The organism is Chroococcidiopsis sp. CCNUC1 (assembly GCF_023546805.1).
In the GTDB taxonomy this organism is placed as follows: Bacteria; Cyanobacteriota; Cyanobacteriia; order Cyanobacteriales; family Chroococcidiopsidaceae; genus Chroococcidiopsis; species Chroococcidiopsis thermalis.
Map to the genome: position 1 here is coordinate 3,103,560 of NZ_CP097480.1, position 16,040 is coordinate 3,119,599.

Below are 16,040 nucleotides of genomic sequence, written 5' to 3' on the forward strand. Positions count from 1 at the left end.
TTTTGAAGAAAAAGAAAGATTTCCTCAGCCTTTTTCAATCTTTTTCAATCCTCATGCTTCAAAAAGAGTTCTGCCCTACAGTCTCTCAGCTCTCACGATCGCCCCTAGCTCCTTCCATGACACTGCAAATTTCCTGTCCGGCTTGTCGTCATTCTGTCTATTTTCCCAGCTTTGAAGAATGCGATGAAGACTTTCTCGAAGGTATATGTCTCAAGTGTGACTATAGATATGCCTTAGTACGCACCGAAGTTGCTAGCTTTAATTCATATCTAGAATCATCGTATCGCAGTAAATATAATAAGCAACCAGAATACAGACGTGTTTATCAATTGCGGTTGTACGATGTAGGGAATCTATACAAAAATAATCTGCTGCAAGCACTAGATTTTTCTACTTTAGGACGAGAGGAAAGAATATCAGCTGTAGCTGGAGATAAACTACTTTTGCTTTATCTGATGCAAGGTAAGGTTTTAAAAGATTTGCTGTGGCTAGAAAATTCTCATACAGGCGAAAATTATCTTTTAAGAAAACCAGGAGCAAGAGCGAAATCTCTAGCTTTTAATATTAGTAAGTTTGCTCTAGCCATTACCGTACCGTTATGCATTCTAAATCCTACAACCAATAAACTGCTATTAGCTGCGGCTGCACCTACAGCGGCAGGCATAGGAACCTATGCAACTATGCGTCAAAGACTCAAAGAGCGCGATCGCCAAGAGTTAGGTAGGCTCACCTCTGAGCAACAATTGCTATCGCAAAAACATGAGATGGAGCAACAGATTCTCAAGCTGCAACAAGAGTTAAATGCTAATAAAAAATTGATTCGACGCTTAAAAAATTTACAGCAAAAAATGTTAAGTGCGCAACAGGAATTATATAGTCGTCAAATTGACATTACGAGCAAAGGGATCGACAAAATCGCACAACAAATTAAATTATCGGAAGAATTATTATACGGATATTGTCAAATTATTAGAATGATTTCTATAGAATACGAAACCTCGCGTATTGCTCAAGTACTGCCAGAAAATGTGGGTGAAAAAATTCTCAGGCAATTAGATGAACTAAAAGCAATTGAATTAAAAAAGCAAGAAATGGCTGCGCAAGTCGATCCGCAAAAACTGCTACAGGAAATTTGATTACCTGTTGGGAGCAGTTGTCAGTAAGAGCGTGAAGAAAGGGTGTGGGATGTAGGGTGTAGGGAATTAGTAGTTGGTAATGGGTAATGGGTAATGGGTAATGGGTGGTTGTTGCACCTGAAGCCCACCTTCCCACCTGCACACAAAGCTCACCTGCTTCCTTGTCCCCCTTCGCCCCCTAATCCCCACTCCCTTCGGTCGTGGGGAAGAGCGAGTTCCCCCTTGTCTCCCTTGTCTCCCTTGTCCCCACACCCTACACCCTTTCTTGCGTTACAAAACGGCTATTTTGGCGTAACTGATAACTCACCCCACGGCTTACGTCAAGATTTGAAAAAATTGTTGCAACGAGATTTCCCTTTTAGTACTACAATGCAGCGAAAGTTAATTTTTTTTCCTAGTTTACAAATCCATTTCCGAGGCTAAGAGCAGTTGGCGATCGCCAATTGTCAAAGCCCGATCGCAATCGAGTCATAAAAATGTATTTCATCAGGATTGATTGTCATGGGTAAAGAAGGGCGCGTATCGGTAGGAATTGTTGGCGCGTCAGGCTATGGCGGGGTGCAATTAGTCAGATTGTTGATGGATCATCCTGAAGTAGAACTCGTCTACTTGGGTGGCGATAGCAGTGCTGGCAAATCGTTTGCTGATATATACCCCCACTTAGCTCATCGGGTAGCGCAGCCAATCGAATCTGTCGATCCAGAAGCGATCGCGGCAAGGTGTGAGGTAGTCTTTCTCTCACTCCCCAATGGTTTTGCTTGCGATATGGCTCCTCAGTTGGTCGATAAAGGTTGTAAAGTTCTCGATTTATCTGCCGATTATAGATTTAGCGATTTAGAAACTTATCAAATCTGGTACGGCAAACAGCGGCAAGACATAGCTGTGGCAACAAAAGCAGTTTATGGCTTGCCAGAACTGTATCGCGATCGCATTGCCGAAAGCCAACTGATCGGTTGTCCTGGCTGCTATCCCACCGCCAGTTTGTTAGCACTTGCACCCCTACTAAAACAAGGCTTAATCGTACCTGAAACCGCGATCGTCGATGCAAAATCCGGCACGTCTGGGGGTGGTAGACAGGCAAAAACTGGACTGTTGCTGGCAGAAGCAGATAACTCCTTTGCTGCTTATGGCGTTGCCCGTCACCGTCATACGCCAGAAATCGAGCAAGTTTGCAGCGATTTGGCTGGACATCAAGTGTTAGTGCAATTTACTCCTCACTTAGTCCCGATGGTACGCGGTATCCTCGCCACCGTCTACGCCACTCTACGCGATCCTGGGTTAGTTAGAGAAGACTTAATTACCATCTACAGAGCTTTTTATCGCAATTGCCCTTGGGTAACAATTTGCGACAGTGGCATCTATCCCCAAACTAAGTGGGCGTGCGGCAGCAATCTCTGCTACATCGGTATCGAAACCGATCCCCGTACCGGTAGAGTCATCGTCTTATCAGCGATCGATAACTTGATCAAAGGACAAGCCGGACAAGCAATTCAATGCCTCAACATCATGATGGGTTGGGACGAGAGTTTAGGACTACCTAAGCTAGGGTTTTATCCCTAATTTTGGTAATGGGTAATGGGTAACAGTCAGCAATTGGTAGTAATTACCAACTACCAATTACCAACTACCAATTACCAATTACCAATCCCTACTTCGGTCCCATCTTCACAGTTCCAGCATAAACAGCGCGATCGCCAAGTTCGTCTTCAATACGCAATAGGCGATTATATTTTGCTACCCGTTCGCTGCGACAGAGAGAACCAGTTTTAATCTGACCTGCGCGTGTTGCTACAGCTAAGTCAGCGATCGTCGTGTCTTCTGTTTCTCCCGAACGATGGCTGATAATCGAGCGAAAACCGTTACGGGTAGCTAGATCGATGGTTTCTAAAGTTTCCGTCAGCGAACCAATTTGATTCAGCTTGATCAAGATAGCATTTCCTGCTTTGGTTTCGATCCCTTTTTGCAGGCGGGTGGCATTAGTCACAAATAGATCGTCGCCTACCAGTTGAACGCGATCGCCAATTTTTTCAGTTAACAACTGCCAGTGCTGCCAATCTTCCTCATGTAACCCATCTTCAATTGAGACAATTGGGTATTCACCGACTAGTTTAGCCAAATACTCGATAAACTCAGTGGGCGCGTGAGCTGCGCCGTCATAGACATACTGCCCATCTTTATAAAACTCGCTGGCGGCTACGTCCAAGGCTAATGCAACTTCCTCCCCAGGTTTATATCCAGCTTTGGCGATCGCGCTCATTAGTATTTCTAGAGCTACCTGATTCGACTCCAAATTAGGCGCAAAACCGCCTTCATCGCCCACACCAGTGAGCAATCCTTTGTCGTCCAATACCTTACTCAAAGCTGCAAAAACTTCCGCCCCCCAACGTAGTGCCTCTCGAAATGAAGGCGCACCAACGGGAACGATCATGAATTCTTGAAAATCGATATTATTTGCCGCATGAGCGCCACCATTGATCACGTTCATCAAAGGTACGGGTAGCACGTTGGCTAAAGGACCCCCGAGATAGCGATACAAAGGAATTCCGAGTAACTCCGCTCCTGCCTTCGCCGCCGCCAAAGACACCGATAAAATCGCATTTGCTCCCAGGTTGGCTTTATTTGGAGAGCCATCTAGAGCGATCATGGCGCGATCGATAGCTTCTTGGTTCAAGACATCCATTTGAGATAGTTGTGGAGCGATCGCCGAATTGACATTTTCCACCGCCTTGAGTACCCCTTTACCCCCATAACGGCTCTTGTCGTCATCTCGAAGTTCGTGCGCCTCAAAAGTTCCTGTAGAAGCCCCACTGGGAACCTGGGCGAGTCCCACCACTCCCCCAATTAAATGTACTTCCGCCTCGACAGTAGGGCGACCCCGCGAGTCGAGAATTTCTCTAGCAATAATGTTGTCTATAGCGCTGTCTATTGTATCGATCATGCTGCGTAGCTCCTTTTTCAGTTATCAGTTATCAGTTATCAGTGGCTAGTGGCTGGTGGCTAGTGGCTGGACTCAATTCTTGTCACTAGTCACTCCTCACTGGTTCTACTTACTACTCACTGCTCACTACTCACTTCATTTGAGTCAGGATAGGAATTTTACAGGCTGATGGGTACGATGTTAAGGATCATTTGACACGAAATTGGTTGTCATTCGTCATTTATCATTTGTCATTAGTTGTTGGTTGACGGTTGACAGTTGATAGTTGTTGGTTGTTGGTTAACTGGTCACCGGTCACTGGTCACTGATAACTGCTCCCGACTCCCCATTCCCTAGAATAGAGATCGATGCTGAAATTTGGAGTCACTTAATGCGATTACTACACACAATGCTTCGCGTCGGTAACTTGGAAGCATCTCTCAAGTTTTACTGCGAACTTTTGGGCATGAAGTTGCTGCGCCAGAAAGACTATCCAGGCGGTAAGTTTACCCTGGCTTTTGTAGGCTATGGTGACGAGGCAGACCACACCGTTCTCGAACTCACCCACAATTGGGACACAGAGAAGTACAACTTAGGTGATGCTTACGGTCATATCGCGATTGGCGTTGATGACATTTACGGCACTTGTGAAGAAATTAAAGCTCGTGGCGGTAAAGTAGTACGAGAACCAGGACCGATGAAGCACGGTTCTACAGTCATTGCTTTTGTTGAAGATCCCGACGGCTACAAAGTAGAGCTGATCCAACTCAGTTCTAGAGAATCTGCTACTCCCCAGAAGGAGTTAGTGTCACAGTAGGCTGAGGTATACGTCGGACAGGGGAGAGGGGGAAGACAAGGGGGACAAGAGAGAGCTGAGGGAGAGTCGCGGAGAGTCGCGGAGAAAAAAACACTACACCCTACACCCCACACCCTTCTTTCTTCACGACTCCCGACTCCCGACTCCCGACTCCCGACTCCCAAAATAGGATAGGCTAATAGCGATCGCACCATCAGCACTAGATGGTATTTTCTTTCTAAATCTAAAATCGCCAATTTAAAATCTAAAATCGTTAAGATGCAGCCCACCGACCCTAACAAGTTCACCGAAGAAGCCTGGGAAGCGATCGTCAATTCTCAGGATTTGATGGTTCAACGTTTTCAGCAACAACAACTGGAGGTCGAACACCTCGCGATCGCACTTTTAGAACAACCAAAAGGGCTGGCTAATCGGATTCTGACTAAAGCTGGTGTCGATCCCGCAGCAATGAATCAGCAGCTTGAAGCTTTTGCCAAGCGACAGCCGAAAGTGGGTAAAAGCAGTCAGCTTTATTTGGGTCGAAATTTGGATCTGATGCTCGACCGGACAGATGCGATTAGAACGAACTGGCAAGACCAACACGTTTCAGTCGAACACCTGCTGATAGCGTTTGGGGAAGACGAACGGATCGGGCGTAGGGTGTGCAAAGGCTTCAATCTCGATACGGCAAAGCTAGAAGCGGCAATTAAGGCGATTCGTGGCAATCAAAAGGTCATAGACCGAACCCCCGAAGCACGCTACGAAGCTTTAGAAAAATTTGGGCGCGACCTGACAGAACAGGCAAAGGTTGGCAAGCTCGATCCCGTCATTGGTAGAGACGATGAGGTGCGGCGCGTGATTCAGGTATTGTCTCGCCGCACGAAAAATAATCCTGTCTTGATTGGCGAACCTGGTGTGGGGAAAACCGCGATCGCGGAAGGGTTAGCGCAAAGAATTATCAAAGGCGATGTCCCTGAATCTCTCAAAAACAGGCAGCTCATTACTCTCGACATGGGTAGCTTGATTGCTGGGGCAAAATATCGCGGCGAATTTGAAGACCGTTTGCGGGCTGTATTACGGGAAGTTACCGAATCTAACGGACAAATCGTCTTATTTATCGACGAATTACACACTGTTGTCGGTGCGGGTGGCACGACTCAAGGCGCAATGGATGCGGGAAACTTGCTCAAACCAATGCTGGCGCGGGGAGAGTTACGCTGTATTGGCGCGACGACTTTAGATGAGTACCGCAAGTATATTGAAAAAGACGCAGCCTTAGAACGCCGCTTCCAACAAGTCTTTGTCGATCAACCCTCGGTAGAAACGACAATTTCGATTCTCCGAGGCTTGAAAGAACGATACGAAGCACATCACAGCGTCAAAATTACTGATTCTGCTTTGGTTGCAGCAGCGACTCTTTCCCACCGCTACATCACCGATCGCTTTTTACCCGATAAGGCGATCGATCTCGTCGATGAAGCTGCTGCCCAACTGAAAATGGAGATCACTTCTAAGCCCACAGAACTAGAAATCATCGATCGCCGTTTAATGCAGCTAGAGATGGAAAAACTCTCGATCGCAGGTGAAGACCAACGCGCCGCCATTACCAAAGAACGCTTGGAACGGATCGAGCAAGAAATTTCTACATTAACGCAAAAACAACAGGAATTAAACTCTCAGTGGCAGGGTGAAAAACAGATCCTCGACGCGATCGGGGCTTTGAAAAAAGAAGAAGAATCTTTGCGGGTACAGATCGAACAGGCAGAACGCGCCTACGATCTCAACACGGCAGCGCGGCTGAAATACGGGCAGCTAGAAGGAGTACAGCGCGATCGCGAAGCGAAAGAAACTCTACTAATAGAAATTCAAAGCCAGGGTTCTACACTGTTGCGAGAAGAAGTCTCCGAGGCTGATATTGCTGAGATCGTTGCTAAGTGGACGGGTATTCCAATCAATCGCCTGTTAGAGTCAGAACGCCAGAAATTACTCCAACTCGAAAGCCACCTCCACGCTAGGGTAGTCGGTCAATCTGAGGCTGTATCGGCTGTAGCAGCAGCTATTCGCCGCGCTCGGGCAGGGATGAAAGATCCCGGTCGTCCCATCGGTTCTTTTTTGTTCATGGGTCCGACGGGAGTAGGTAAAACAGAATTAGCGCGAGCATTGGCACAGTTTTTATTTGATGCCGACGATGCTTTAGTCCGCTTGGACATGTCCGAATACATGGAAAAACATTCGGTTTCCCGCCTAGTGGGTGCGCCTCCTGGTTACGTTGGTTACGAAGAAGGAGGGCAACTCTCAGAAGCGATCCGTCGTCGTCCCTATTCTGTGGTGTTGCTAGATGAGGTGGAAAAAGCCCACCCAGATGTATTTAATATTCTGCTTCAAGTGTTGGATGACGGACGAATTACGGATTCTCAGGGTAGAGTCATTGACTGCCGCAACACGGTGATCGTCATGACGAGTAATATTGGTAGCGATCGCATTCTCGATTTATCTGGAGATGATACCGACTACGAACAGGTACAACGGCAAGTTTTAGAGGCACTGCGATCGCACTTCCGCCCCGAATTTCTCAACCGCGTTGATGACCTGATTATTTTCCACCCCCTCGATCGCAGCCAGTTACGGCAAATTGTCAGCATTCAGCTCAAACGAGTCCAAAGACTGCTCGACGAGCAAAAAATTGGCATCGTGCTATCGCCAGCAGCTCAAGATTACTTGGTAGATATCGGCTATGACCCCGTATATGGCGCTCGTCCGCTCAAACGAGCCATCCAACGCTACCTAGAAAATCCTCTGGCAACTAAATTATTAGAGGGGACTTTTACCGAAGGCGACACCATTCAAGTCGATTGCCAGGATGGCGCTCTTTCTTTCCAGCGTCAACGCTCAGTTGTTACCTATGCGCCAGCTCTTTCTAAGCCTGATACAAATTAAGTCATAAACAACACTGAAATTTTCTCGTTGTTTTTAGTTAGCAATTTAGTGGCGATCGCCTCAGTGAATGCTTTTTAAATCGGGTATTCACTAAAAATTTGCTAATTGAGAACGACTTTTTATTGCAATCTATGTTGTTAAATATACTCCGTATCGCTTGACTTTTCACAGGAGAGATCTATACTCCTGTCCTCCTGACTCACTTCAAATAGGATAAAGAAACCACTAAAACCGGGGAAAATTTAGATGATTTTCGCTCTTTTAGTCACAAAAACATATTTCAGGGTAAATTAAGATTTGTAACTGTCAGAGAAATTAGGAGTTAGTCTATAATCTGAGGCAACACTTGGCTGGCTGGCAGATCTGTACTAACTATTTAGTATTAGTTCACATTCATACCCAGGACTGAGAAATTATGTTTTTAGAGTAGGTGTAATGAAATACAGGCGAGAGGTTGAGACGGAGTAATTTTTTATAGTTAAAGTTTGCGTAGCAGCTAGTTATTTTTGTAAAAAATGTATCATTTGAAACATCTGCTAGGAGGATTGCTGAATGACTGAATCCGTGACAATTTCTCGCCCGTTTCCCAAGTCAAGACTACAGCAAGTCCATTGGTCTCCCTATTTACTGATTGGTATATTGGCTAATGCTGCCATTTGGTGTTCGGCTTTAGCGTATTTAAAGCTTAAAGCTCCAACCTATACGAGTGGATGGGCTGTTAACGTGCCAGGAACTGCTGCTCAAGCTAGAGTATCCCTTCCAGAGATCGGACAGACTTCTTTAGACAGCTCCTCTCCCTACAGCATTAGTACTCAAGATCCCAGACAGAATTATAAATTTCTTGCGGAAAGCGATGCCGTAATTCAGATTGCTGCTACTCAAATGGATATATCTCCTCAAGAGTTTGGCAAACCTAAAGTCAAGATTGGCGACAGTACTAGCATTATCGAATTTCAAATGACAGGAGACAATCCTGAAGAAGCACGGGACAAATCTTACGCTCTTTATAGAGCAATCCAGGCAAGAGTCAACGAACTCAGAGTCCAAGAATTCATTCAACGCGATGCCAGTTTCCAATCTGCTTTAAGTTCTTCCCAGCGCAAGCTAGAAATGGCTCAAAAGCGGCTTTCCGACTACAAAGCAATCTCTGGCTTGAACTCTAGCGATCAGCTCAAAGCTCTCTCTGACAATATTGAAGCTTTACGCAAACAACGAGCTGAAATTGTCGCTCAACAGCAACAATCGAGTTCTCGCTTACAACAACTGGCAGCTAATTTAAACCTCTCGGAACAGGATGCTGCTAATGCCTTCGTGTTGCAAACAGATCAAATATTTCAGCAAAACTTAAAAAACTACAGTGAAACTAGCGCCAATTTGGTGACGCTGAGCGCCAGATTTTTACCCGATCATCCTACGATTGTTGCAGAGCAAAATAAGCGCGATGCAGCAGCTAAAGCAATGCTTGTCCGTAGCGAGTCGTTACTCGGACGACCAGTCAGCCAAGATCTCATTCAACAACTTAACCTTAATACCAGTAACGGTTCGGCGCGAGAAAACCTCTTCCAAGCGCTCGTCGATGCTCAAGCCGAGAATCGCGGCTTGCAATCTCAAGCCAAAGAAACCGAACAGCAAATCTTGCAATTAGAAAACCGCCTCCGTACTTTATCGCAAAAAGAAACGACTTTAGAAGCTCTCAGGCGCGAACTACAAGTATCTGAGGCAGTGTTCTCTTCTACTCTTGCCAACTTAGATATCATTAGGTCAAACGCCTTTGGTTCCTATCCCTTACTACAAATTGTGGCAGAACCGAACTTGCCAAAATCTCCAAGTTCGCCGAAAAGGATGTTTATTTTACTTGGCGCAACTGGCGGTTCTCTATTTGTCAGCGCAGGTATACTCGCATTCTGGCTGCGACAAAGACGGATGACGATGCTAGAACTAGAACGCAAGACCCATCATCGGATTGTGGAGGGGTAAAAGAGTGGTGCGTGAGGAAAATTCGGAATTCGGAATTCGGAATTCCGAATTTGCAATTCATATTGACACGTTCCCTACTCTCTGCTCCCTACTCGATCGCTCTCTGCTCCCTTAAGGAAAATCCCATGAGCGTTAAACCTCAAAACTTTGAGGAAAAATTGGTCTGGTATACCATAATTCTGACGTATCCCATTTATTTTTTGGGTGCGCAACTCGTTTGGATTCCAGCACTAGGATTTATCTTGGCAGGGTGTGCCTTTAAAAGATGGTGGTTCCAAACAAAAGACACACCAGAGTCAGAAAAAATTAGTATTCCGCTATCTGTATGGATATGGATTGTTGGCATGTTATTCATAGAGCTAACAATCTTTATGTCCCATATGGAATTCGATCTAGGGATACCAAAGTTTGTTTTTACCACGGTCAACAACTGGGCGCGAAGTTGGGCTTTAATGGCATTATTTCCTCTAGCAGGATGCCTAAAAATTCGTCCGCAAGTCATTTATCGAGCTGCTTGTATTCTTTGCTTGCAGAGCTTAATTTTAGCGACGATTTGTTATTTTATGTATTTATTACGGATACCGAGCTTTTCTTATGTTTCTCCCCTAGTTGCATTTCGCGGTTCTGCTAGTTTTTATACTGTTAATTTATTTGATGTTGGTGGAGACTTTGGTGAAGCTCGACAATTTCGTTTGCGTTTGTTTGCTAACTTTGCGAATAATTTAGGTATTATTGGGAATATTTATTTCTTTTTATCCAGTCAAGAAGCAAATAAAAAATGGCGTTGGATTGGCACGATCGGAGGCGCGGCAATGGTCGTAGGTTCTGGTTCGCGATCGACAATTGTTTGTCTGGTTGTCGTGCCGATCGCCTCTTGGTTGTTGACTAATTTTGGTTGGTACATTCAACTGATCGTAGGTCTACTCAGCGTTGTGATAGGCATGATTGCGCCTCAACTGATCGAGCTAATGCAAACGGCTTGGGATCGGGTAATTAGTGGCGTTCGTCGGAGTTCTGAAGTTGTCAGAAAACGCCTAGCTGAAGTGACGATGAATCGTTGGATGGAAGCACCAATTTGGGGTCATGGAGTTGTCGAAGAGAAAGGACCAAAATATACAGAACATATGCCGATCGGGACTCACAATCATTGGCCCGATTTATTTTATTTGCATGGAGTTGTAGGTTTTCTTGCCTTTACATTTGCGATCGTCTGGGGTTTTGTCGAGTTAACTCTGAAAGCTAGGAAAAGCGCGATCGCTAAAACTGCGTTAAATATTTATTTGGTCTTACTAATTGCCACAGCTGCTGTAGATATTCAGTTGGCATCCTATCTTTATTGGCAAGGGTTAATTCTAACGGGAATAGCTTTTAAGGAAGACGTACCAATTTTTGCCGATCGCCAAACAAGAACCCTCTCATTCAAGAGTTAAGACATGCCTACAATCTCAGTTATTGTACCTGCATACAATTCTCAAAATACTATTCTAGAAACAATTGCTTCGATTCAAAAACAAACTTTTACAGATTTTGAGTTAATAGTTATTGACGATGGGTCTAGCGATCGCACGCTCGAATTAATCCAAACCGTTCGAGACCCTCGGATTCAAGTAGCTTCCTATGAAAACGGTGGCGTATCAGTTGCCCGCAATCGCGGTATTTCTCTGTCTACTGGCGAATATATCACCTTTATCGATGCTGACGATCTGTGGACACCAGATAAATTAGAACTTCAATTAGCAGCATTACAGCAACATCCAGCCGCAGGAGTTGCCTATAGTTGGACGTGCTTCATGGATCGGCAAGGCAAGTTTTTTCATGACGATCGCCCCATATATTTTGAGGGTAATGTCTATGCAGAATTATTGAAAACTAATTTTCTCTTAAGCGGCTCAAATCCTTTGATTCGCCGAACTGCTTTAGCAGATGTTGGTGAATTCGATTCAACTCTAACTCATGCAGAAGAATGGGATTTGTATCTCCGTTTAGCAGCTAAGTATAATTTTGTAGTCGTTCCTAAAACTCAAATTTTTTACCGTCAAACCGCTGGTTCGGCTTCTGCCAAAATTGAGGTGATGGAGAAAGATGCGATTCGAGTTATTGACCGAGCCTTTCAATTAGCCCCCGCTCAGTTACAATTTTTGAAAAATCAAAGCTTGGCTCATCTTTATCGATATTTAGCCCACTTATACCTAACTAAAATTCCTGGTGCAACAGCAGCGGGAGTGGCTTGGCACAAGTTGCAAATGGCTATTCAGTTACAACCTCGAATATTAATCAATAGAAAAGTCCAAACACTACTCGTAAAATTACTGCTGATTCAACTACTATCACCTAAACTTGCTAATTATTTACTTCAGAAAATTACTCGAATTCGCGCTAGCTACCTTCAAGATAACACCGCCGCATAATTATATATTTAAATATATTTAAATAATTATATGCTTACATAACTGTGCCGTTTAGTAACTGTGTTTGCATAGTGGCGCTGTAGCAACTTAAGTATAATTTGTAAATTCGGCATTTGTCTACAATGAAAATTCAGCTATAGCTGAGTAATAAATTACTAGCTTTCTTTAAGATTGATGATGTTATTGTAGGAAATAATAGCTATATCAACTATATATTGAATAGGAGACTATCCAGCGATCGCCTGCACTGAATCTCATTCGAGCTGGAATTATGAAAAATAGTTTATACACTCAATGCCTATCCTATCAGCTATTCTATCTAGGCTGCCTCAAAAACTTTCAAATCGGTTCGTTCGCAATCTCAGCTGGTTAGGTTTGGCAGAAATTATTTCTCGGATTTTTCGCCTCGGATTGACAGTAATTTTAGCTCGTTTTTTGACTCCTTATGACTACGGCTTAGCGGCAATTGTTTCTACAGTCAATGAGTTTATGCGAGTTTTTATGGAGATTGGGGTAAGTGCCAAAATAATTCAATGCGATCGCCAAGAATTAGATACTATTTGTAACTCCGGTTATTGGTTAAACTGGAGTATCTTTACAGGCTTATTTTTTGCTCAATGCCTACTTGCTTTTCCTATTGCTTGGTTTTATCGCGATCGCCTGACTCGCGAAATCGATTTAATTCTACCCATTTGTATTGCTGGTATACCCTATTTAATGTGGCCTTTTGCCGCGATCCAATCTGCTTTAATCGTTCGCGAAAATCGACTTAAAGTGTGCGCGATCGCTGCTGTTGTGAGAAATCTCGCTAGTTATTTCTTATCTGCCCTATTTGCTATTCGCGGCTGGGGAATCTGGGCGTTCGTTTTACCTTGGATTTTGGTGACTCCGCTGGAAATTATTATTTATCGTAAAAGTTACGCTTGGCATCCTACTGCTAAATTTACGACAAAAGCTTGGCGATCGATTTTAGATTTTGGTAAAAATATCTGTGGCGTGCAATTTCTCAAGGCGCTAAGAAATAACTTAGATTATTTAATAATTGGTAGGTTCTTAGGTATTAAAGAATTAGGAATTTATTTTTTTGGGTTCAATGCTGGATTGGGAATTAGCCTGAGTATAGTCACAGCAATCAATACAGCGATTTTACCACATCTATGTAAAGCTAAAGCTAGCATGTTGGAATTAAGTAAATCTTATTACAGCGCACTTAAAATTATTACTCTAATTATCTTTCCTTTAGTTATTCTTCAATCTAGCCTAGCTTATTGGTACGTACCAATTATTTTTGGTCGTCAGTGGATAGTTGCTATTCCCGTGCTGGTATTAATTTGCTTGTCAGCAATTCCCAGACCCTTCGCCGATGCTGCTTCGCAATTATTAGTAGCTGTAGGCAAACCCAATTTAGATTTATATTGGAATCTAGCTTTTACGACTGTGTTTGCTCTCTCTTTGTTAATTGGAGTCCATTGGCAGGTTATCGGTGTTGCAGCAGCAGTTTTAATCGTTCACATGCTCTTTCTTCCCTTGTTTACGATTTGGACAAACCGCCATGTATTGCGTCAATCTTAATGGTTGATAGTTGATGGCTTCCAGAAATTACCAATTACCAATTACCAATTACCAATTACCAAGCTCTGAAATATGAAATTAGTTACTGTCATCATTCCGGTTTATCAAGTCGAAAAATATATTGCAAAGACGGTAAGCTCTGTATTGGCACAAACATACAAAAATTTTGAATTATTAATTGTTGACGATGGTTCCACCGATCGCAGTCACGAAATTTGCCAACAGTTTACCGATCCCCGGATTAAAATTATTCGCCAGCAAAATCAAGGAGTTGCAGCAGCTCGAAACACGGGAATTCGTCAGGCTAAGGGGGAATACATAGCATTTTTAGACGGAGACGATCTTTGGGTTCCTCACAAGCTGGAAAAACACGTCGAACACCTAGATAGTTCGCCAAAAGTGGGAGTCAGTTTTAGTCGTTCGGCTTTTATCGACGAAGCAGATAAACCTTTGGGGATTTATCAAATGTCTAAATTAACAGATATTACGCCCCTCGATCTGTTGTGTCGCACGCCAATTGGAAATGGTTCAGTTCCCGTGATTCGTAAAGAATTGTTAGCAGCAATTCAGTTTGTCGAGCCTGAGTCAGGAGAAGTCTCTTATTTCGATCGCGATCGCAGCTTACACCCGTCAGAAGATGTAGAATGTTGGCTGCGAATGATGCTAAAAACAGATTGGCAACTTGAAGGATTAGCAGAAGCTTTAACTTTGTACCGCGTGAATCCCAAAGGATTTTCTGCCCAATTGTATAAGAAACTAAGCTCTTGGGAAACTATGTTAGAGAAAGCACGTGCCTACACCTCACCAGAGATGATGGCTGAGTGGGAAAAACCAGCTATGGCTTATCAACTCCGACATCTAGCACGTCGAGCTGTGACTTTATCCGCAGGCTCCACCGCCGTCGAATTTTCTCACAAAGCTCTATCTATATATAGGTCAATTTTGTTTGAGGAACCACGGCGAACGGTAATGACTTTAGCATCTGCTTATTTGCTTTGGCTATTGCCTAAGTCTACTTATCATCAAATCCAATCTTTAGCGCTTCAGATAACAGGCTCGAATCAAAAACGAAGAATTCTTCAAGAATTAAGAGAATAGTAGTTAGTAGTTCGTGGCTATTGGCTAGTGAATTAATTTTTCATGTCTAGTGACTACTCACCAGTCACTGATAACTGATAAGGAAGTAATATGAAACAAGTTTCTGTGGTAATTGCAGTTTTCCGTTGTGAGAAATATATCAGTGCCACAGTTCAGTCAGTGTTAGACCAGACTTACAAAAATTTAGAGATCTTGATTGTTGATGACGAGTCTCCAGATCGATGTGTAGCAATTTGTCAGCAATTTACTGACCCCAGAATTCAGATTATTCGCCAACGCAACCGAGGCTTGGCGGGAGCGAGAAACACAGGTATTCGTCACGCTCAAGGAGAGTATATTGCTTTTTTAGACGGAGACGATTTATGGTTGCCTTCTAAACTAGAAAAACATGTGGAGCATTTAAACAACTCTCCTCATGTGGGAGTGAGTTTCAGTCGTTCGGCTTTAATTGATGAAATGGGAAATCGCTTGGGGACTTATCTCATGCCGCAGCTAGAAAATATTTCCACAGAGTGCTTGCTGTGCGATAATCCTGTAGGTAATGGTTCGGCGGCGGTGTTGCGTCGAGAAACTCTCGATGCGATCGCCTTTACCGATAATCTTCACGGAACTTCAGAAAAATTCCCAGAAACATATTATTTCGACGAGCGCTTTCGCCAAGCAGAAGATGTTGAATGCTGGCTGCGGATTGCGAGCCAAACTCAGTGGCAATTTGCTGGCATTCCCGAAGCTCTCACTTTGTATCGCGTCAACTCTGGCGGACTCTCAGCCAATCTGCTCAAGCAACTAGAATACCTAGAGCAAGTTATCGAAAAAACCCGCTCCTATGCACCGGAATTGATCTCTGAGTGGGAGAAACCTGCTAAGGCATATCACATGCGTTATTTGGCTCGTAGTGCCATCCGTCTCAAAGCAGGTGCGATCGCTGTGAAGCTCATGCACCGAGCCTTAGCAACTCACTGGGGTATTGTCTTGACAGATCCCCGTCGCACGCTGATGACACTGGCTGCTGCTTATCTGCTGTGGTTACTCCCCACCTCGATTTATCGTCAGATTGAGGCTTTGGCAGCTCAATCGATGGGAACTTGGCAAAAAAACCGCATTCACCGCGATCGCGAAATAGAAGTTGGAAGCTAATCAGTTACCAGTGTAGAGACGTTACATGTAACGTCTCTACAAAGTTATATACCACTTATCTT

At 44.0% G+C, this 16,040-nt stretch carries 12 protein-coding genes; 10 read left to right on the forward strand and 2 right to left on the reverse strand.

Translation table 11 applies throughout. The features are described 5' to 3' along the window. Positions 1 to 53: 53 nt before the first annotated feature. On the forward strand, positions 54 to 1,136 hold the full coding sequence (locus tag M5J74_RS14535) for a hypothetical protein (protein ID WP_146139891.1): 1,083 nt from the start codon (positions 54 to 56) through the stop codon (positions 1,134 to 1,136). Positions 1,137 to 1,202: 66 nt separating this feature from the next. Here the strand turns inward: M5J74_RS14535 and M5J74_RS14540 are convergent, their stop codons facing one another. Next, positions 1,203 to 1,388: a cell surface glycoprotein gene (locus M5J74_RS14540; RefSeq protein ID WP_250017064.1), complete on the reverse strand. Its 186-nt coding sequence runs from the start codon at positions 1,386 to 1,388 to the stop codon at positions 1,203 to 1,205. A 249-nt stretch (positions 1,389 to 1,637) separates the two neighbouring features. On the opposite strand from M5J74_RS14540, the gene argC reads away from it, so the two are divergent. After that, positions 1,638 to 2,696 (forward strand): N-acetyl-gamma-glutamyl-phosphate reductase, encoded by a 1,059-nt coding sequence (argC, locus tag M5J74_RS14545; RefSeq protein WP_015154801.1) that lies wholly within the window; start codon positions 1,638 to 1,640, stop codon positions 2,694 to 2,696. Between the two features lie 88 nt (positions 2,697 to 2,784). On the opposite strand, the gene eno is transcribed toward argC, so the two are convergent. Then, positions 2,785 to 4,074, reverse strand: a complete 1,290-nt coding sequence (gene eno / locus M5J74_RS14550; protein ID WP_250017066.1) for a phosphopyruvate hydratase — start codon at positions 4,072 to 4,074, stop codon at positions 2,785 to 2,787. 370 nt (positions 4,075 to 4,444) lie between these two features. Here eno and gloA point away from each other — a divergent pair, with 370 nt between their 5' ends. The 8 genes from gloA (at position 4,445) to M5J74_RS14590 (ending at position 15,978) form a co-directional block, all read left to right on the forward strand. Further along, a complete protein-coding gene (gene gloA / locus M5J74_RS14555; RefSeq protein WP_015154803.1) occupies positions 4,445 to 4,870 on the forward strand; it encodes a lactoylglutathione lyase in 426 nt (141 codons plus the stop codon). Between the two features lie 258 nt (positions 4,871 to 5,128). Further along, positions 5,129 to 7,786 carry an ATP-dependent chaperone ClpB gene (gene clpB / locus M5J74_RS14560; RefSeq protein WP_015154804.1) on the forward strand — a complete coding sequence of 886 codons (2,658 nt, stop codon included), beginning with the start codon at positions 5,129 to 5,131 and terminating at the stop codon, positions 7,784 to 7,786. A 552-nt stretch (positions 7,787 to 8,338) separates the two neighbouring features. Beyond that, complete coding sequence (locus M5J74_RS14565; RefSeq protein WP_015154805.1) at positions 8,339 to 9,763, forward strand: hypothetical protein; 1,425 nt, start codon at positions 8,339 to 8,341, stop codon at positions 9,761 to 9,763. A gap of 125 nt (positions 9,764 to 9,888) precedes the next feature. Continuing rightward, positions 9,889 to 11,193, forward strand: a complete 1,305-nt coding sequence (locus tag M5J74_RS14570) for an O-antigen ligase (RefSeq protein ID WP_015154806.1) — start codon at positions 9,889 to 9,891, stop codon at positions 11,191 to 11,193. Positions 11,194 to 11,196: 3 nt separating this feature from the next. Next, the gene (locus M5J74_RS14575; RefSeq protein WP_250017068.1) at positions 11,197 to 12,171 is read left to right on the forward strand and encodes a glycosyltransferase; all 975 of its coding nucleotides are present in this window, start codon (positions 11,197 to 11,199) and stop codon (positions 12,169 to 12,171) included. A gap of 294 nt (positions 12,172 to 12,465) precedes the next feature. After that, positions 12,466 to 13,743, forward strand: coding sequence for a lipopolysaccharide biosynthesis protein (locus tag M5J74_RS14580; RefSeq protein ID WP_250017069.1), 1,278 nt, complete (start codon positions 12,466 to 12,468; stop codon positions 13,741 to 13,743). Between the two features lie 72 nt (positions 13,744 to 13,815). Beyond that, positions 13,816 to 14,841 (forward strand): glycosyltransferase family 2 protein, encoded by a 1,026-nt coding sequence (locus M5J74_RS14585; RefSeq protein WP_250017071.1) that lies wholly within the window; start codon positions 13,816 to 13,818, stop codon positions 14,839 to 14,841. Between the two features lie 90 nt (positions 14,842 to 14,931). After that, complete coding sequence (locus M5J74_RS14590; RefSeq protein WP_250017073.1) at positions 14,932 to 15,978, forward strand: glycosyltransferase family 2 protein; 1,047 nt, start codon at positions 14,932 to 14,934, stop codon at positions 15,976 to 15,978. Positions 15,979 to 16,040: the final 62 nt, after the last annotated feature.